Genomic DNA, 17,226 nt, shown 5'->3' on the forward strand with positions numbered 1-17,226 from the left:
GCAATGGTCTTGTCAGGGTCAGACTAGGGACCGGTCACCGTCCGGGGAACGGGTGGGGTGGTATGGAAACCGCTCTGTGACGGTTGTCGCTTTCCGTGACGGCAGGCAACCATCGGGCCGAACTGCCGTCAGCGTGTGTACTGGTAGGTCGCCGAGGCCTGTTCGAACAGCCGGGAGACCTCGTCACGCTCCGCCTCCGGACCGCGGACCTGGACCACGTGGTAACGCCCGTCGATGAGCATGGCGACGTTGCGCACGTACAGCTCGCCGCCGGCGCCGGTCCAGGTGAACTGCCCCTCCGCCATGGTCCGTCCGCCGACCTCGATGGTCTTCAGACCGCTGGAGGTGGCCCAGCTGGAGGCCCGGTACGACGCCAACTCGGGTTCGCTGTCGCGCTGGTAGGTCATCGGGTCGTCGCCGAACTCGGAGGCGCGGTCGCGGCCGGGCACGACGATCAGCTCGAAGTCGCCCTTGCCGTAGACGACCTGGCCGCTGCCGTTGCGCGGGGTCCGGTTCCAGCCCTCGGCGACGGCGATGCGGAAACCCTCCGCGTCCTTGCGCAGGGTGAATCCGTCGGCGACGTTGGACTGCGTCTCCGGGCCGCCCGCCGTCCGCGACGCCTCGGGGTCGGGCGCCGGGGACGTCCCGTCGGGCCGGGGTTCGCCGCCGGCCTCCGGCGACTTGGCGGGGGGCGCCTGGCTCACCTCGCCTGCGGCACCCGTCCGGTCGGCGGCTCCGGCTCCGCTCGTGTCGCTCTTGGGCATGAAGAACATGGCGTACGCGACCGCGCCGGCCAGCGCGAGCAGTATCAGCAGGAGCAGCGTCCGGCCGAGGCTGCGGGGTGAGCGGCCGGTCTCCGCCCGGCCGCGCTTGTGCCGTCCGTGGTGCGCGGGCAGCCCGGCACGCCGCCTGCGCACCAATTCGCCGCGGCGGCGCACGATGGGCAGCCGGCCCGTCTCGACCGGCGGCGCGGAGATGACGTGCAGGCCGGCCTCCGGCTCGGGCGCGGACCGTACGAGGGAGCGCAGCCAGCCGCTCAGCTCCTCGAACTCGATGCGCTCGGTGGGGTCCTGACGCAGCAGCGACTCCACGATCGGCCGCAGCGGCCCGCACTCCTCGGCGAACGCGGGCGGCTCCGCGCACACGATCTGCACCAGCTCGGCGGTCGACTCCTCCGGGTACGGCGCGTGACCCTGTACGGCGCGGAAGAGCAGCGCGCCCAGGGCCCACAGGTCGGTGGCGGGGCCGATGGGCGCGGCCAGCTGCCAGTTCTCGTGCACGGGTCCGGCCTGCTCCGGCGCCCAGCGCTCGGTCACGGGCCCGACCACGGCCATCCGCGTCTGCCGGGACCGCTCGGCGGCGAGCGCGGTGGCCGGACCGCGTGGCCCGGGGGTACGCGCCACCAGGTCGTCCCAGCGCGCGGCGGACGCGGCCCCACCGGCCTGCGCCGGCACGCCCGGCCCTGCGGTCCCTTCCCGCGGTGGGACGACCGACCCTGAAGCGGCCTCCTGCGGCGAAGCGCCCGGCCCGGAAGCTGCCTCGTACGGCTGGGCGCCCGGCCCGGACTCGGTGTCGTACGGCTGGGCACCCGACCCGGACGCGGCCCCGTACGGCAGAGCACCCGACCCGGACGCGGCCCCGTACGGCAGGGCGCCCGACTCGGACTCGGTGTCGTACGGCAAAGCGGCACCCCCGGCCGGGGTCCCCCGCCGGGCGGCGGCGGACTCCGCGGTGTCCTCCTGCCGGGCGGCCGGCAGGGCCCGCCCGGTCACCGGTCCGGATCCGGCCGTCGGGTCACCCTCCGGGCGGGGGGCGGGGAACGCCGGGTCCCCGGGCGTACGGGGGGTGGCGCCGTGCCAGGAGGTGGTGCGTACGCCGTAGGGGTCGGCGATCCGCCCGGGCGGGGCCGGGTCGCCGGACGACGCGGGGTCACCGACCGCAGCGTCGCCCTCCGGGCCGCCGGACGCGGCATCGGACGCGGCAGCACGCTCGACGGCGTACGGAGCCGGAGCCCCGCCCGAGCCGGTGGCGCCCTCCCACCACCCGCCCCCCGTGTCGGCCTCGGCGCCGGACACCGCTTCGCGGTCAACGGGGTACGGAGCCCCGCCGGAACCGGCGGTGACCCCCGGTCGTCCGCCGCCCGCGCCGGGGCCGTCGGCCCGCGCGGCGTCGGGGGCGGGGCGGGCACCCGGCAGGGCCGCACGGCCGTTCTGGGCCTCCTGGACGCGGGCGGCGGCCCTGGCACCCGCGCGGTAGGCGGCGATCGCACCGGCGCGAGCGGCGCGGGCGTCTCCGCCGGCATCGAGCGACGCGGGGGCGAGCGGGGCGGGGGTTCCGCCCGGTGCGGGCCCTCCGGTCACCGGGAGCCCGCCGACGCCCCGTGCCTCGATGGCGGCCCGCCGGGCGGCCTCGGGGTCGGCGTCGCCCGGGCCGAAGACCGCGGTCCGGGTGACGCCGCCGCCCGGGCCGAAGGTGCCGTTCGGGTCGACCGCGGGGGCCGGCTCCTCGTCGGGCGGCCGGGGCACCGGGTCGTACCCGCACAGCGCCTCCTCCGCCGCGCCGACCGCCAGGCCGGTCAGCATGACGCGCCCGTCGTCGCAGACGAGCACGGTGCGTGCGGTGATGTTGCGGTGCACCCAGCCGTACGAGTGCAGCACCCGCAGCGCCAGCAGGACGTCGGAGGCGACCTCGGCCGCCCGGTACGGCGTCAGGGTCTGTTCGGCGAGCAGCGCGGCCAGTGGCCTCGCGGCCACCAGCTCGCTGACGACCCACAGCGAGCCGCCCTCGGCGAACACGTCGAAGACCTGGTCCAGGCGCGGATGGTCGGGCACCGCCGCCGCGGCCTGCGCGGCCTCGACCGCACGCCGGACCACCGGATCGGCCGGACGCCGGGGGCCGCCGCGCGCGGCCGGTGAGCGCCGGCCGGGGTGGCGGGCGCCGCCGTCCCGGGCCGTGAAGCCGTCGGGCAGGCCGTCCGCGTCGAGCACCTCGGCCTCGACGACTTCGGGCAACGGCACCTGACGGACCAGGACTTCCTGTCCGCTGTAGGTGTCGAAGGCCCGGCTCTCGGTGAGTTCGTACTCGTCGGAGGGCGGCAGCGGCAGGCGGTAGCGGTCGGCGAGTACCCGTCCCGCGTAGTCGTCCACGTCGCCACCCCCGGCAGCCGTCGGTCAATTCCGTTCGCCCGGCGGGCCGTTCCGGCTGCGTACGGTCCGCAACCACTCACGATACGTGCCGGAGGCAACCCGCAATGAGCTGATGCCAGATATCGGGCGGGTCAAACCCGGGACCGGGTGCCCGGGCGCCGGGTCCCCTCCGCTCAGGACTTGGGTTCGAAGGTCTTCGACAGGGTCCGCCAGGTGTCCCGGCGCAGGTCCTCGCCCCAGTCGGCGGCCTTCGCGGTGTACATGAGCGCGTAGCCCTGGTGGTCGTTGACGACGAAGCCCCGGTCCACGGTCCGGTACTTGGTGCCGCCGTCGGTGTAGGTGAACTCCCAGTCGGCCGCGTTCCAGTCCCGGTAGCCCACCTTCTCTATGCGGATCTTCTTGTAGTTGGAGCGGACCATGTACCGCTCCTGGTTCTTCCAGTCCGCGACGGGGTCGCCCTTGGGCGTGGAGGTCCAGGCGACCAGCAGCTTCTGTCCCCCGGGCCCGGTGAACCGGTCGCCCGCGGAGCCCGTGGAGGCGAACTTCCAGCCCTTGGGGAGCCCGATGCGGTAACCCTGGTCGCCCTGGTGGGTGGCGGCCACGTTCTCGTCGTCGTCGGACTTCCCGGCGTCGTCCGACTCGCCCTCGTCCTCGCCGGAGGCGCTCGCTGCGGTGTCCGGGGCGCCGCTCGCGGCCCCGTCGGTCGTGGGGTCGGAGGCGGAGCCGTCGGTGCTGGTGCCGCTCCCCTCGTCCTGCTTGGTGTCGCCGCTCGCTCCGGCGGAGGCCACGGCCTTGCCACCGCTGCCGCCCTCGGCACCCTTGTCGTCGTCGCCCCCGCCGAGCGTGAGGGCCAGCACGGTGCCCAGCACGGCCAGGGCCACGACCACCGCGATGATGATCAGCGTCCGGCGCGGCACCACGTCGGTGAGCGGCGCCCGGGGCACGGACCGGGCCGGCAGGTCCGGCGGCGGCACGACGGGCCAGCCGGAGCTCTTCGCGCCCTGGGCGGCGGACGACGCACCGGCTCCCGAGCCGACCGCCCGGCCGGCGCCACCGGCACCCGATCCCACCCGAGGCGCAGGCGCGGCAGCGGTCGCCCCCGCAGAACCCGCTGAACCCGCGGCGCCCGGGGCACCGGCAGCACCCGAGGCCCCCGTGGCGCGCGCGGCACCCGCAGCGGTCCCGCCGCCGTCGCCCGGCCGGGTCCGCGAGGCGGCCGCCGCACCGGCGGCACCGGCCCCGACGGCGGCCTTGCGCACGGAACGCAGCGCTCCGCGCAGCTTCTCCCCGGCCTCCTCGGCCCGCTTGGCCCCCGTGCCCGCGGAGCCGCCGCGACGCCCGCGCCCGTCCGGCTGCGGGGGCAGCGGTACGACCTTGGTGGCGTCCACCGGTTCGGCCCCGGCCGCCCGCTCCGGGGCGTGGATGACCCTGTTGAGCATCGCGCGGGCCCCCGCGTCGTCGAGCCGCTGGTCGGGGTCCTTGTTGAGCAGCCCGTAGATGACGTCGCGCAGCGGGCCGGCGTTCTTCGGCTCCTCCAGGTTCTCCGTCATCACCGCGGTGAGCGTCGCGATCGCCGAGCCCCGGTCGTAGGGCGGGACGCCCTCGACGGCGGCGTACAGCAGCCCGCCCAGCGACCACAGGTCGGCGGCCGGGCCGGGCTTGTGGCCGCGGGCCCGCTCGGGGGAGATGTAGGAGGGGGCGCCGACGAGCATGCCGGTGGAGGTGATGGAGGGGTCGCCCTCGACCTGGGCGATGCCGAAGTCGGTGAGCACGACCCGGCCGTCCTCGGCGATCAGTACGTTCGACGGCTTCACGTCGCGGTGCAGGATGCCCTCGCGGTGCGCGGAGCGCAGCACGTCCAGGATGGCCAGTCCGACCTCGGCGGCCCGCTTCGGCTCCAGCAGGCCGTCCTCACGGATGGCCTCGGCGAGCGACTTGCCCTCGACGAGTTCCATCACGATCCACGGCCGGTCGTCCTCCTCGACGACGTCGTAGACCGTGACGGCGCTGTTGTTGCGGATCCGCGCGATCGCCTTGGCCTCGCGCAGCGTGCGCGTGATCAGGCGCCGCTTCTCCTCCTCGTCGATGTTCCCCGGGAACCGCAGCTCCTTGACGGCGACCGTGCGTCCGAGGGTCTCGTCCTCCGCGCGCCACACCGTCCCCATGCCGCCGCGGCCGAGCACGTCTCCCAGCCGGTACCGCCCGGCGAGGAGACGTGCGCTCTTGTCCGTACGGGATGTCCCCGCCCGCTCCGCCTCCGACATGCGTCCCCTCATGCAACCCGCCCTGACAGAGCCTTCATTGTCCCTCACCCGACAAGTGCTCTACGCCCAGGGTGCCCGCAGGGTTCCCGCCCGCCCTCCTTACCGCGCCACGATGTCCGGCGCCCCCAGCCGGGCCGCGTCGGCGGTCAGGTCGTCGGGCTGGCGCTGCGACTCGCGCTCGGCCTCGACCCGCTTCTCGTAGTGCTGGACCTCCCGTTCGACCTGGCCCTTGTCCCAGCCGAGGACCGGTGCCATCAGCTCGGCGGCCTCGCGGGCACACTGCGTGCCCCGGTCGAAGGTCTCGATGGAGATGCGGGTGCGCCGGGTGAGTACGTCGTCCAGGTGCCGCGCGCCCTCGTGCGAGGCGGCGTAGACGACTTCGGCGCGCAGATAGTCGTCGGCGCCGGTGAGGGGCTCGCCCAGGGAGGGGTCGGCGGCGACGAGTTCGAGCAGCTCCTCCGTCAACGCGCCGTAACGGTTCAGCAGATGCTCCACGCGTACGACGTGCAGTCCGGTGCGGGCGGCGATCCGGGCCCGCGCGTTCCACAGCGCGTGGTAGCCCTCGGCGCCCAGCAGCGGGGTCTCCTCGGTGACGCAGTCGGCGACCCGCAGGTCGAGCCCGTGCACCGCCTCGTCCACGGCGTCCTTGGCCATCACCCGGTACGTCGTGTACTTGCCGCCCGCGACGACGACCAGGCCGGGTACGGGGTGGGCGACGGTGTGCTCGCGCGACAGCTTGCTGGTGGCGTCCGACTCGCCGGCCAGCAACGGGCGCAGCCCGGCGTACACGCCCTCGACGTCGTCGCGCGTCAGGGGCACCGACAGCACCGAGTTGACGTGTTCCAGCAGGTAGTCGATGTCGGCGCTGGACGCGGCCGGGTGGGCCTTGTCGAGGTCCCAGTCGGTGTCCGTGGTGCCGATGATCCAGTGCCGGCCCCAGGGGATGACGAACAGCACGGACTTCTCGGTGCGCAGGATCAGGCCGGTGCTGGAGTGGATGCGGTCCTTGGGCACGACCAGGTGGATGCCCTTGGAGGCCCGGACGTGGAACTGGCCGCGCTCGCCCACCATCGCCTGGGTGTCGTCGGTCCACACCCCGGTCGCGTTGACCACCTGCTTGGCGCGGACCTCGTACTCGCCGCCCGCCTCGACGTCCCGCACCCGCGCGCCGACCACCCGTTCGCCCTCGCGCAGGAAGGAGGTGACCCGGGCGCGGTTGGCGACCCTGGCGCCGTACGCCGCCGCGGTGCGCACCAGCGTGGCCACGAAGCGGGCGTCGTCCATCTGGGCGTCGTAGTACTGCAAGGCGCCGACCAGCGCGTCCTTCTTCAGCGCGGGCGCCACGCGCAGGGCGTGACGGCGGCTCAGGTGCCGGTGCAGCGGCAGGCCCCGGCCGTGCCCGCGGGCCATGGACATGGCGTCGTAGAGCGCGACGCCCGAGCCCGCGTACAGCCGCTCCCACCCCTTGTGCTGCAGCGGATACAGGAACGGCACCGGCTTCACCAGGTGCGGCGCCAGCCGTTCGAGCAGCAGTCCGCGCTCCTTCAGCGCCTCCCGCACGAGCACGAAGTCGAGCATCTCCAGATAGCGCAGCCCGCCGTGGATCAGCTTGCTGGACCTGCTGGAGGTGCCCGAGGCCCAGTCCCGGGCCTCGACCAGGCCGACGGACAGACCGCGCGTCACGGCGTCGAGCGCGGTTCCCGCGCCGACCACGCCGGCGCCCACCACCAGTACGTCGAGCTCGCGCTCGGCCATGGCGGCGAGCGACTCGGCGCGCTGCGCCGGCCCAAGGGTCGCTGTCCTCACTGCTGCCTCCCGCTGTCGGTCGCGTCGGCCGCACCCTTCGGGCGAGCCCGGTTCCTGGTACCCACCATGCCCAGATTCTGACCTTCCTGCCCGACTTCGGCAGCCGCAGGCCCGAACCTGTGGACAACTTCCCCCCGGCCCCCCACCGGCAGGCGGCGCGCCGTCGACACTCGCCGAAACTCCGCAGATCAATCCCGCAAATCGGTCATATTTACTCCTAGTCTGACGTTGTGCTCGCCCATCCTGTCCACCGGGCTTGCGCACCTGTCCCGCTTCGGTTACTGGGAAGGACGGCCCACGCCATGCCCGCAGATCTCGCCGTCATCGGACTCGGCCCGTACGGCCTGCCCCTGGCCCAGGCCGCCGTCGCCGCCGGCATCCCCACCCTCGGCTACCGCACCGGCCCCGAGGCCGACCCGCTCACCCCCGCCGAGGTCCGCCGGATGCTCGCCACGGGCTTTCGCACCCCGACCGGACCGGCCGGGCCGGCCGAGCTGGGCCGCGTCCGCACCGCCGTCATCTGCGCGCCCACCCCGCCGGGCGCGGACGGCGGCCTGGACCTCACCCAGGTGGAGGCCGCGGCCCGCACCCTGGCCGCCCACATGCGCCCGCACACCACCGTCATCCTGGAGTCACCGGTGCGGCCCGGGACGACGGAGGACTTCCTGCGCCCGCTCCTGGAGCAGGGCTCCGGGCTGCGCGCCGGCCGCGACTTCCACCTCGCCTACTCCCCCAGCCGCGTGGACCCCGGCAACCGCGACTTCACCCCGGCCAACACCCCGAAGGTCATCGGCGGCCTCACCCCCGCCTGCACCGAGTCGGCCGCCGCGTTCTACAGCCGCCTCACCGACAAGGTGGTCCGGGCACGCGGACCGCGGGAGGCGGAGACGGTGCAGCTCCTGGAGACCAACTTCCGGCACGTGAACATCGCCCTGGTCAACGAGATGGCCGTGCTCTGCGACGACCTCGGCGTCGACCTGTGGGACGTGCTGCGCTGCGCGGAGACCAAGCCGTTCGGCTTCCAGGCCTTCCGCCCCGGCCCCGGCGTCGGCGGCCATTCCGTCCCCCAGGACCTGACCGGCCGGGCTCCGCACAGCCTGCGCATGGTGGAGCTGGCCCAGCAGGTCAACGCCCAGATGCCCCGCTACGTCGTCCAGCGCGCCGCCGCCCTCCTCAACGAGCACGGCAAGTCCGCCCGCGCCGCCCGGATCCTCCTCCTCGGCGTCACCTACAAGGCCGACCTCGCCGACCAGCAGGCCACCCCGGCCGAGGAGATCGCGACCCGCCTGATGTCGATGGGCGCCGCCGTGAGCTACCACGACCCGCACGTCCCGTCCTGGAACGTCGCCGACCGCCCCGTCCCCCGCGCCGACTCCCTCTACGAGGCCGCCGCCGACGCCGACCTCACCATCCTCCTCCAGCAGCACCGCACGTACGACCTCCAGGGCCTGTCGGTCAAGGCCCAGCTCCTCCTGGACACGCGGGGGGCCACGCCGACGGGGGCGGCGCACCGGCTCTGACCGCGCCGTGCGGACACACGAGGGGCCCGGGAGCGTCGGCTCCGGGCCCCTCGGTACGGCGTTCGGGTGACTACCGCCGGTGCTGCGAGTCCGCGACCGTCACCTCGACGCGCTGGAACTCCTTCAGCTCGCTGTAGCCGGTCGTGGCCATGGCGCGGCGCAGGGCGCCGAAGAAGTTCATCGAGCCGTCCGGGGTGCGGGACGGGCCGGTGAGGACCTCCTCGATGGTGCCGACCGTGCCGAGGTCGACCTTCTGGCCGCGCGGCAGCTCCTCGTTGACGGCCTCCATGCCCCAGTGGTGGCCCCGGCCCGGCGCGTCGGTCGCGCGGGCCAGCGGGGAGCCCATCATCACGGAGTCCGCGCCGCAGGCGATGGCCTTGGGCAGGTCGCCGGACCAGCCGACGCCGCCGTCGGCGATGACGTGGACGTACCGGCCGCCGGACTCGTCCATGTAGTCCCGGCGGGCCGCCGCCACGTCGGCGACCGCGGTGGCCATGGGCACCTGGATGCCCAGCACGTTGCGCGTGGTGTGGGCGGCGCCGCCGCCGAAGCCGACGAGGACGCCCGCGGCGCCGGTGCGCATCAGGTGCAGGGCGGCGGTGTAGGTGGCGCAGCCGCCGACGATCACCGGCACGTCGAGCTCGTAGATGAACTGCTTCAGGTTCAGCGGCTCGTGCGAGCCGGAGACGTGCTCGGCGGAGACGGTGGTACCGCGGATGACGAAGATGTCGACGCCCGCGTCCACGACAGCCTTGGAGAACTGGGCGGTGCGCTGCGGGGAGAGCGCGGCGGCGGTGACCACGCCCGAGTCGCGCACCTCCTTGATGCGCTGCCCGATCAGCTCCTCCTTGATGGGGGCGGCGTAGATCTCCTGGAGGCGGCGGGTCGCGGTGTCCGCGTCGAGGCCGACGATCTCGTCGAGCAGCGGCTGCGGTTCCTCGTGCCGGGTCCAGAGCCCTTCCAGGTTGAGGACGCCGAGGCCGCCCAGCTCGCCGATGCGGATCGCGGTGGCCGGGGAGACGACCGAGTCCATGGGAGCGGCCAGGAACGGCAGCTCGAAGCGGTAGGCGTCGATCTGCCAGGCGATCGAGACCTCCTTCGGGTCCCGGGTACGGCGGCTGGGGACGACGGCGATGTCGTCGAAGGCGTACGCCCGGCGGCCGCGCTTGCCGCGCCCGATCTCGATCTCAGTCACGTCTGTGGCCTTTCCCTGATGCGTTGCAGCGCCTTCCAGTATCCCCGACGGGTGCGCCGGGGCACCGCAGAGGGCGGCCCCGGATGCTCCGGAGCCGCCCTCGGAGGCTGCTGCCCGTGTGCTTGCTTGCTACGCCGCTTACTTGCTACGGCCGCTTACTTGCTGCGGCTGTAGTTCGGCGCCTCGACCGTCATCTGGATGTCGTGCGGGTGGCTCTCCTTGAGGCCCGCGGAGGTGATCCGGACGAAGCGGCCCTTGGACTCCATCTCGGCGATGGTGGCGGCGCCGACGTAGCCCATGGTCTGGCGCAGACCGCCGACGAGCTGGTGCAGGACGTTGGCGAGCGGGCCCCGGTAGGGGACCTGGCCCTCGATGCCCTCGGGCACGAGCTTGTCGTCGGAGGCGACCTCGGCCTGGAAGTAGCGGTCCTTCGAGTAGGACTTGCCCTGGCCGCGGGACTGCATGGCGCCCAGCGAGCCCATGCCGCGGTACGACTTGAACTGCTTGCCGTTGATGAACTGCAGCTCGCCCGGCGACTCCTCGCAGCCCGCCAGCAGGCTGCCCAGCATCACGGTGTCGGCGCCCGCGGCGAGCGCCTTGCCGATGTCGCCGGAGTACTGGAGGCCGCCGTCGCCGATCAGGGGCACCCCGGCGGCGCGGGCGGCGAGGGACGCCTCGTAGATCGCGGTGACCTGCGGGACGCCGATGCCGGCGACGACGCGGGTCGTGCAGATGGAACCGGGGCCGACACCGACCTTGATGCCGTCGACACCGGCGTCGATCAGGGCCTGGGCGCCGTCGCGGGTGGCGACGTTGCCGCCGACGACGTCGACGCCGACGCTCGACTTGATCTTCGACATCCAGCTCAGGGCGTTGCTGTTGTGGCCGTGCGAGGTGTCGACGACGAGGAAGTCCACCCCGGCCTCGGCGAGCGCCTGGGCGCGGTCGAGGGCCTCGGGGCTGGCGCCGACGGCGGCGCCGACGAGCAGGCGGCCCTCGGCGTCCTTGGCGGCGTGCGGGTACTGCTCGGCCTTGACGAAGTCCTTGACCGTGATCAGGCCCTTGAGGACGCCGTCGCCGTCGACCAGCGGAAGCTTCTCGATCTTGTGACGGCGCAGCAGCTCCATGGCGTCCACGCCGGAGATGCCGACCTGGCCGGTCACCAGCGGCATCGGCGTCATGACCTCGCGCACCTGCCGGGTGCGGTCGGTCTCGAAGGCCATGTCGCGGTTGGTGACGATGCCGAGCAGCTTGCCCGCGCCGTCGGTGACCGGGACGCCGCTGATGCGGAACTTGGCGCACAGGGCGTCGGCCTCGCCGAGGGTGGCGTCCGGGTGGATGGTGATGGGGTTGGCCACCATGCCCGACTCGGAGCGCTTCACCAGGTCGACCTGGTTGGCCTGGTCCTCGATGGACAGGTTGCGGTGCAGGACGCCGACGCCGCCCTGGCGGGCCATGGAGATGGCCATCCGGGACTCGGTCACCTTGTCCATGGCCGCGGAGAGCAGCGGGATGTTGACCCGCACGTTGCGGGAGATGCGGGACGAGGTGTCGACCGCGTTCGGAAGCACCGCGGAGGCGCCCGGCAGCAGCAGCACGTCGTCGTAGGTCAGCCCGAGTGTCGCGAATTTCTCGGGCACTCCGTCGACGTTGGCAGTCATGACACCTTCCCCAAATGGCCTTGATCGGTGCGGATGTCCATGCTAACGGGAAGTGGACGTGGGTCATTCCACGATCAAGGAAGCGTGCGACCTTCGTGCTTTTGTACGAGAGGGGTCGCCGCGCGGGTCGGACGCGGGCCGTCGCCCGAACTACTGCTCCGCCAGCGCCCGTAGCCGGCTCAGCGCCCGGTGCTGGGCGACCCGCACGGCACCCGGTGACATTCCCAACATCTGCCCGGTCTCCTCGGCGGTGAGCCCGACCGCGATGCGCAGCAGGAGCAGCTCGCGCTGGTTCTCGGGGAGGTTGGCCAGCAGTTTCTTGGCCCAGGCGGCGTCGCTGTTGAGCAGCGCCCGCTCCTCGGGGCCCAGGGAGTCGTCCGGCCGCTCGGGCATCTCGTCGGAGGGGACGGCCGTCGAGCCGGGGTGGCGCATCGCGGCCCGCTGGAGGTCGGCGACCTTGTGGGCGGCGATGGCGAAGACGAACGCCTCGAAGGGGCGTCCGGTGTCCTTGTAGCGGGGCAGCGCGAGCAGCACCGCGACGCAGACCTCCTGGGCGAGGTCCTCGACGAAGTGCCGGGCGTCACCGGGCAGCCGGGACAGCCGCGTGCGGCAGTAGCGCAGCGCCAGGGGGTGGACATGGGCGAGCAGGTCGTGCGTGGCCTGCTCGTCCCCGTCCACGGCGCGGTGGACGAGCCCACCCACCGTCCCCTGGTCCGGGGGCGCCTCGTCGTCACGCATCGGTCCATGGTGCCTTGCGGCCGTCCGATCCGTGGCTCCGTGCCCGTTGTTGTGCACCGAAGCGTTATGAGCAGGTGCGCCGGAACTCATCCCCTGCGCCCTCCCCTTCCGCTCGACCGACTCGTCCCCGAGGAACTCCACACCTCAAGGATGCGTCATCCGCGCCGAAACGAGCAGCGGGCACCCGGCGGGTCGCCTTGTCACCCCCGCTCACCTCGCGATAAGCGGGGATCGTCACGTCCCCGACGGGCCCTCTCGGACTCCATCGCACGGGGAGCCCCTAGCGGACCAGGCCCCACCGGAAGCCGAGCGCCACGGCGTGTGCCCGGTCCGAGGCGCCGAGTTTCTTGAAGAGCCGGCGGGCGTGGGTCTTGACGGTGTCCTCGGAGAGGAACAGCTCGCGGCCGATCTCCGCGTTGGAGCGGCCGTGGCTCATGCCCTCCAGGACCTGGATCTCCCGCGCGGTGAGCGTCGGCGCCGCACCCATCTCGGCCGAACGCAGCCGGCGCGGGGCGAGCCGCCAGGTCGGGTCGGCGAGGGCCTGGGTGACGGTGGCGCGCAGCTCGGCGCGCGAGGCGTCCTTGTGCAGATAGCCACGGGCACCGGCGGCGACCGCGAGGGCCACGCCGTCCAGGTCCTCGGCGACGGTGAGCATGATGATGCGCGCGCCGGGGTCGGCGGACAGCAGCCGCCGGACGGTCTCGACGCCGCCCAGGCCGGGCATGCGCACGTCCATCAGAATCAGGTCCGAGCGGTCGGCTCCCCAGCGGCGGAGGACTTCCTCGCCGTTGGCGGCCGTCGTCACGCGCTCGACGCCGGGCACGGTCGCGACCGCGCGGCGGAGCGCCTCTCGGGCAAGCGGGGAGTCGTCGCAGACGAGGACGGAAGTCATGGCCGTCCTCCGCAGCTCTTGCGCGTCACGTTGAGCCTCCAGGCTGGTACGAAATCGTCACCTGTGCGGTCGACCGTCCCGGACGCCCGCCCGAGCACTTGTTCCTTCAACCGCCTCCGCACTCTCAACGATGGTCACTCGAAAGAGTTACGGGGCTGTGTGTCGTCTTCGGCACTCTACGTGAGGGGGCGGCCACGCAGCAGACATGCGCGTGGGACCCGCGCCGTTTCATCACAAGCGGTGCCCCATTCAGCCGCTTTTCTTCCACTTCGCTGGTGTCTGCGGCTAGATTCGCAATGAGTCATATTTTCATCTCCTTAGATCGTAGTTGTACGGTCGTGGACACCGTATCCACCCAGAACGGCTACAAGGGGTCACGCAATGGCAGATTTCTCCCGCCTTCCCGGACCGAACGCGGACCTGTGGGACTGGCAGCTCCTGGCTGCGTGCCGAGGGGTGGACAGCTCGCTCTTCTTCCATCCGGAAGGCGAACGCGGTGCGGCACGGAGCGCTCGCGAGAACTCGGCCAAGGAGGTCTGCATGAGGTGCCCGGTCCGCGCCGAGTGCGCGGCGCACGCGCTGGCGGTGCGTGAGCCGTACGGCGTGTGGGGCGGGCTGACCGAGGACGAGCGCGAGGAACTCATGGGCCGGGCCCGTAACCGCCTGGTGGCGGCGGCGTCGGCCGGCGGGGAGGCGGCCGCACCTCACTGAAGGAACGTTTCTCTGGAGGAACGAAGCAAGGTTCCCCGACGCGGTCAGCGCGCCGCCGACTGGCGCGTGCCCGCCCGGGCCAGCTCGTCCAGGGTCGCCGTCACCGCCGGCACCTGCGCCAGGTCGGGCAGCGTGAGGGCCACGATCTCCCGGCGCACGGCCGGCTCCAGCGTGACCGTCCGTACGCCCCGGGGCCGCACGGACTCGACGGCGAGCTGGGGCAGTACGGCCACCCCGAGCCCCGCGCCGACCAGGCCGACCACCGCCGGGTAGTCGTCGGTCGCGAAGTCGATGCGGGGCGAGAACCCGGCCCCTTCGCACACCTCGACCAGCTGGCCGCGACAGCGCGGGCAACCCGCGATCCAGGACTCCCGGGCCAGCTCCCCGATGGCCACGGCCCCCGCGGTACGGGCGAGCCGGTGCCCCTCCGGGACCAGCGCCACCAGCCGGTCGGTCAGCAGCGGCCGTACGACGAGGTCGTCCCACTCCTCCGCGCCGGCCGCGCCCTCGTAGCGGAAGGCGAGCGCCACGTCGCAGTCGCCCTCGCGCAGCAGCTCGACGGACTTCGGCGGTTCGGCCTCCTCCAGGAAGACCCGGGTGCCGGGATGCGCGGCGCGCAGCGCGGCCAGGGCGGTCGGTACGAGGGTGGAGCTGCCGCTGGGGAAGGAGACCAGCCGGACCCGGCCGGCGCGCAGCCCGGCGATCGCGGCGACCTCCTCCTCGGCCGCCGTGAGCCCGGCGATGATCCCGGCGGCGTGCCGCACCAGCGCCTCTCCGGCCTGGGTGAGCCGCATCTCGCGCCCGGTGCGCACGAGCAGCGGGGTGCCGACGGAGGACTCCAGGGCCTTCATCTGCTGGCTGACGGCGGGCTGGGTGCAGCCCAGCTCGCGCCCGGCGGCGGAGAAGGAACCGGTCGATGCCACGGCGCGCAGGACACGGAGATGACGAGCCTCGATCACACTCACAAGGATAAGCGACTCTTTGACCGAGCGCCGATTAATGGGTCGCCGCTTTGGGTGGGCATGGCCTACCGTGCTGGCATGCACCTTCCCGCCATGAGGCTTCTGTCCGTCAACCTGGGCCGCGCGAAGGCGGTGCCTTACACGGACCAGCCGGAGGGCGTCACGGGCATCGACAAGCGGCCCGCGGACGGCCCCGTACGGGTGGCGGCGCCCGGGGCGAAGGGCTTCGGGGCGAGCGGTCTGGCCGGCGACACCGTCTGCGACACGCGGCACCACGGCGGCGACGACCAGGCGGTGTACGCGATGGCGCGCGAGGACATGGACGCCTGGGAGCGCGAGCTGGGCCGCGAACTGCCGAACGGCTCGTTCGGCGAGAACCTCACCACCACGGGCCTGGACCTCGCCGGCGCTCTCATCGGCGAGCACTGGCGGATCGGCCCGGAGCTGCTCCTGGAGGTGACGTCCGGACGCATCCCCTGCCGTACCTTCCAGGGCCACCTGGGCGAGCCGCGCTGGGTGAAGCGCTTCACGGCGAAGGGCGCGCCGGGCGCCTACTTCCGCGTGCTCGAACCCGGTGAGATTCGTGCGGGCGACCCGGTGCGCATCGTGCACCGGCCCGCCCACGAGGTGACGGTGGCCCTGCAGTTCCGCGCGGTGACGACCCAGCGGGAGCTGCTCCCCCGGCTGCTCGCGGCGGGTGACGCGCTGCACCCGGAGGCGCTGGCGTCGGCGCGGAAGTACGTGGCGGAGTACGGGGCCTGAGCAAAGCGGACGTGCTCGGTCCGCACCCATGATCCCGCCCCCTAACCTTGCGCCATGACAACGGCATTGATTACGGGATCGACGGCGGGCCTCGGCGCCGCGTTCGCGCGCCGGCTGGCGGCCGACGGGCACGACCTGGTGCTGGTGGCCCGCGACACCGAGCGGCTGCGCGCACAGGCCACCGAACTGCACGACCGGCACGGCATCGAGGCGGAGGTGCTGACGGCGGACCTGTCGACGGACGCCGGCATCGACGCGGTGGCCGCCCGGCTGTCGGACCGCAGGAGCCCCGTCGACCTGCTGATCAACAACGCCGGTTTCGGCAACAAGGGCCGTTTCCTTGACGTCCCCATGGCCGACGAGCTGACCATGCTCAAGGTGCACTGCGAGGCGGTGCTCCGGCTGACCTCGGCGGCGGTGGAGGCGATGCGGGAGCGGGGCCGCGGCGGCGTCGTCAACGTGGCCTCGGTCGCCGCCTTCGTCCCGCGCGGCACCTACGGCGCCTCCAAGGCGTGGGTCGTGCAGTTCACGCAGGGCGTGGCGAAGGACCTGGCCGGCAGCGGCGTACGGCTGATGGCCCTGGCCCCCGGCTTCGTGCGCACCGAGTTCCACGAGCGGGCCGGCATGGGCACGGACAACATCCCGAACTGGATGTGGCTCGACGCGGACAACGTCGTCGCGGCGGCCCTCGCCGACCTCTCCCGCGGCAAGTCCCTGTCGATCCCCGACCCGCGCTACAAGACCCTGATGGGCGCGGCGAAGCTGGTCCCGCGGGGCCTGCTGGGCGGAATCACGTCCCGAACGGGACGCAAGTACGGGCCGCAGTGAGGACGCGGGCCGGCGCGGGGAGCAGCCGTGGCACCTGTCGCGAGGCAGAGAGCTGACACGACAACAGGGGCCACTACGCTGCCGTGATCCTTCGGCGGATCGCTTCGAGCCACTTCCGCAGGGACATCCCTCCCGGCGGCAGGAGATCGAGGCCCAACGCACTGGTCGCGGCTCGGAGTTCCCGATCCGACGACACCATTTCCAGCAGCTCGCCGATTTCCTGAGCCACTCGTGCGCGGTCCTCCGAATCGGATTCGCCGACGTATTCGTCGAGAGCCTCTTCGCGGGACGCGTAGAGGTAGGAGAAGTCCTGGTGGAAGTAGGCGCCGAGCAACTGGCCCAGGGAGGGGAAGCGCTCATTCCATTCCCAGGAGGTCTGCGGGGTCGTCTGCGGAACGCGTGACGGATCGTGCAGGAGGCGGTGAAGGTGGCCCCTCACCACGCGCAGGCAGTCCTCGACGGTCGTACCCATTGGTGGTCGGATGTGCGGGAGGTACTCCACCTCGTCCGCGATCTCGTCGGAGAACAGGCCGACGGAGAGAAGGTCGTCGATCTGCCGGATCGCCGTCGCCGCACGCGCGGGATCCCGGGCAGCGATCCGGAGATAGGCGGAGAGAGCCGGCCCGGGGACTTCCGCGGTGTCGGAGAATGTGAAGTCCACGTTGGCGTACGACTCCAGCAGGTCGCTGAGCTCGTGGAAACGCTGTCCTGGCGGCAGGAAATGACTCATCAGCTGCTCCG

At 72.9% G+C, this 17,226-nt stretch carries 13 protein-coding genes; 4 read left to right on the top strand and 9 right to left on the bottom strand.

Going from position 1 to position 17,226, the window contains the following annotated elements; all coding sequences use genetic code 11:
- Nucleotides 1–128 precede the first annotated feature (128 nt).
- The 3 genes from D1J63_RS14355 to D1J63_RS14365 all read right to left on the bottom strand — a co-directional run bounded on the left by D1J63_RS14355 (nt 129) and on the right by D1J63_RS14365 (nt 7,216).
- On the bottom strand, nt 129–3,146 hold the full coding sequence (locus tag D1J63_RS14355; RefSeq protein ID WP_125629179.1) for a protein kinase: 3,018 nt from the start codon (nt 3,144–3,146) through the stop codon (nt 129–131).
- A gap of 173 nt (nt 3,147–3,319) precedes the next feature.
- Nucleotides 3,320–5,410, bottom strand: coding sequence for a serine/threonine-protein kinase (locus D1J63_RS14360; protein WP_125635477.1), 2,091 nt, complete (start codon nt 5,408–5,410; stop codon nt 3,320–3,322).
- Nucleotides 5,411–5,509: 99 nt separating this feature from the next.
- On the bottom strand, nt 5,510–7,216 hold the full coding sequence (locus D1J63_RS14365) for a glycerol-3-phosphate dehydrogenase/oxidase (RefSeq protein WP_125629180.1): 1,707 nt from the start codon (nt 7,214–7,216) through the stop codon (nt 5,510–5,512).
- Between the two features lie 302 nt (nt 7,217–7,518).
- On the opposite strand from D1J63_RS14365, the gene D1J63_RS14370 reads away from it, so the two are divergent.
- Nucleotides 7,519–8,736, top strand: a complete 1,218-nt coding sequence (locus D1J63_RS14370; RefSeq protein WP_102927077.1) for a nucleotide sugar dehydrogenase — start codon at nt 7,519–7,521, stop codon at nt 8,734–8,736.
- 70 nt (nt 8,737–8,806) lie between these two features.
- Here D1J63_RS14370 and D1J63_RS14375 read toward each other — a convergent pair whose 3' ends face one another.
- The 4 genes from D1J63_RS14375 to D1J63_RS14390 form a co-directional block, all read right to left on the bottom strand.
- Nucleotides 8,807–9,931: a GuaB3 family IMP dehydrogenase-related protein gene (locus tag D1J63_RS14375; protein WP_125629181.1), complete on the bottom strand. Its 1,125-nt coding sequence runs from the start codon at nt 9,929–9,931 to the stop codon at nt 8,807–8,809.
- Between the two features lie 155 nt (nt 9,932–10,086).
- The gene (gene guaB / locus D1J63_RS14380; RefSeq protein ID WP_125629182.1) at nt 10,087–11,592 is read right to left on the bottom strand and encodes an IMP dehydrogenase; all 1,506 of its coding nucleotides are present in this window, start codon (nt 11,590–11,592) and stop codon (nt 10,087–10,089) included.
- 150 nt (nt 11,593–11,742) lie between these two features.
- Complete coding sequence (locus D1J63_RS14385; protein ID WP_031034860.1) at nt 11,743–12,330, bottom strand: sigma-70 family RNA polymerase sigma factor; 588 nt, start codon at nt 12,328–12,330, stop codon at nt 11,743–11,745.
- 280 nt (nt 12,331–12,610) lie between these two features.
- Complete coding sequence (locus D1J63_RS14390) at nt 12,611–13,222, bottom strand: response regulator transcription factor (protein WP_003948568.1); 612 nt, start codon at nt 13,220–13,222, stop codon at nt 12,611–12,613.
- Between the two features lie 381 nt (nt 13,223–13,603).
- Between D1J63_RS14390 and D1J63_RS14395 the strand changes: the two genes are divergently transcribed.
- Complete coding sequence (locus tag D1J63_RS14395; protein ID WP_125629183.1) at nt 13,604–13,933, top strand: WhiB family transcriptional regulator; 330 nt, start codon at nt 13,604–13,606, stop codon at nt 13,931–13,933.
- Nucleotides 13,934–13,977: 44 nt separating this feature from the next.
- Here the strand turns inward: D1J63_RS14395 and D1J63_RS14400 are convergent, their stop codons facing one another.
- A complete protein-coding gene (locus D1J63_RS14400; protein ID WP_125629184.1) occupies nt 13,978–14,892 on the bottom strand; it encodes a LysR family transcriptional regulator in 915 nt (304 codons plus the stop codon).
- Between the two features lie 96 nt (nt 14,893–14,988).
- Between D1J63_RS14400 and D1J63_RS14405 the strand changes: the two genes are divergently transcribed.
- Together D1J63_RS14405 and D1J63_RS14410 are read left to right on the top strand one after the other, a co-directional pair.
- Nucleotides 14,989–15,657, top strand: coding sequence for an MOSC domain-containing protein (locus tag D1J63_RS14405; protein ID WP_176154125.1), 669 nt, complete (start codon nt 14,989–14,991; stop codon nt 15,655–15,657).
- Between the two features lie 54 nt (nt 15,658–15,711).
- Nucleotides 15,712–16,485 carry an SDR family oxidoreductase gene (locus tag D1J63_RS14410; protein ID WP_125629186.1) on the top strand — a complete coding sequence of 258 codons (774 nt, stop codon included), beginning with the start codon at nt 15,712–15,714 and terminating at the stop codon, nt 16,483–16,485.
- A 73-nt stretch (nt 16,486–16,558) separates the two neighbouring features.
- Here D1J63_RS14410 and D1J63_RS14415 read toward each other — a convergent pair whose 3' ends face one another.
- Complete coding sequence (locus D1J63_RS14415; protein WP_125629187.1) at nt 16,559–17,215, bottom strand: contact-dependent growth inhibition system immunity protein; 657 nt, start codon at nt 17,213–17,215, stop codon at nt 16,559–16,561.
- Between the last annotated feature and the right edge of the window lie 11 nt (nt 17,216–17,226).

It is taken from the genome of Streptomyces sp. KPB2 (assembly GCF_003950055.1).
In the GTDB taxonomy this organism is placed as follows: Bacteria; Actinomycetota; Actinomycetes; order Streptomycetales; family Streptomycetaceae; genus Streptomyces; species Streptomyces salinarius.

Bases quoted from the DNA above. Each gene is read 5' to 3' on its own strand.
- D1J63_RS14360 (WP_125635477.1), bottom strand. From the start codon at position 5,410: ATGTCGGAGGCGGAGCGGGCGGGGACATCCCGTACGGACAAGAGCGCA.
- D1J63_RS14370 (WP_102927077.1), top strand. From the start codon at position 7,519: ATGCCCGCAGATCTCGCCGTCATCGGACTCGGCCCGTACGGCCTGCCC.
- guaB (WP_125629182.1), bottom strand. From the start codon at position 11,592: ATGACTGCCAACGTCGACGGAGTGCCCGAGAAATTCGCGACACTCGGG.
- D1J63_RS14385 (WP_031034860.1), bottom strand. From the start codon at position 12,330: ATGCGTGACGACGAGGCGCCCCCGGACCAGGGGACGGTGGGTGGGCTC.
- D1J63_RS14390 (WP_003948568.1), bottom strand. From the start codon at position 13,222: ATGACTTCCGTCCTCGTCTGCGACGACTCCCCGCTTGCCCGAGAGGCG.
- D1J63_RS14395 (WP_125629183.1), top strand. From the start codon at position 13,604: ATGGCAGATTTCTCCCGCCTTCCCGGACCGAACGCGGACCTGTGGGAC.
- D1J63_RS14405 (WP_176154125.1), top strand. From the start codon at position 14,989: ATGAGGCTTCTGTCCGTCAACCTGGGCCGCGCGAAGGCGGTGCCTTAC.
- D1J63_RS14410 (WP_125629186.1), top strand. From the start codon at position 15,712: ATGACAACGGCATTGATTACGGGATCGACGGCGGGCCTCGGCGCCGCG.
- D1J63_RS14415 (WP_125629187.1), bottom strand. From the start codon at position 17,215: ATGAGTCATTTCCTGCCGCCAGGACAGCGTTTCCACGAGCTCAGCGAC.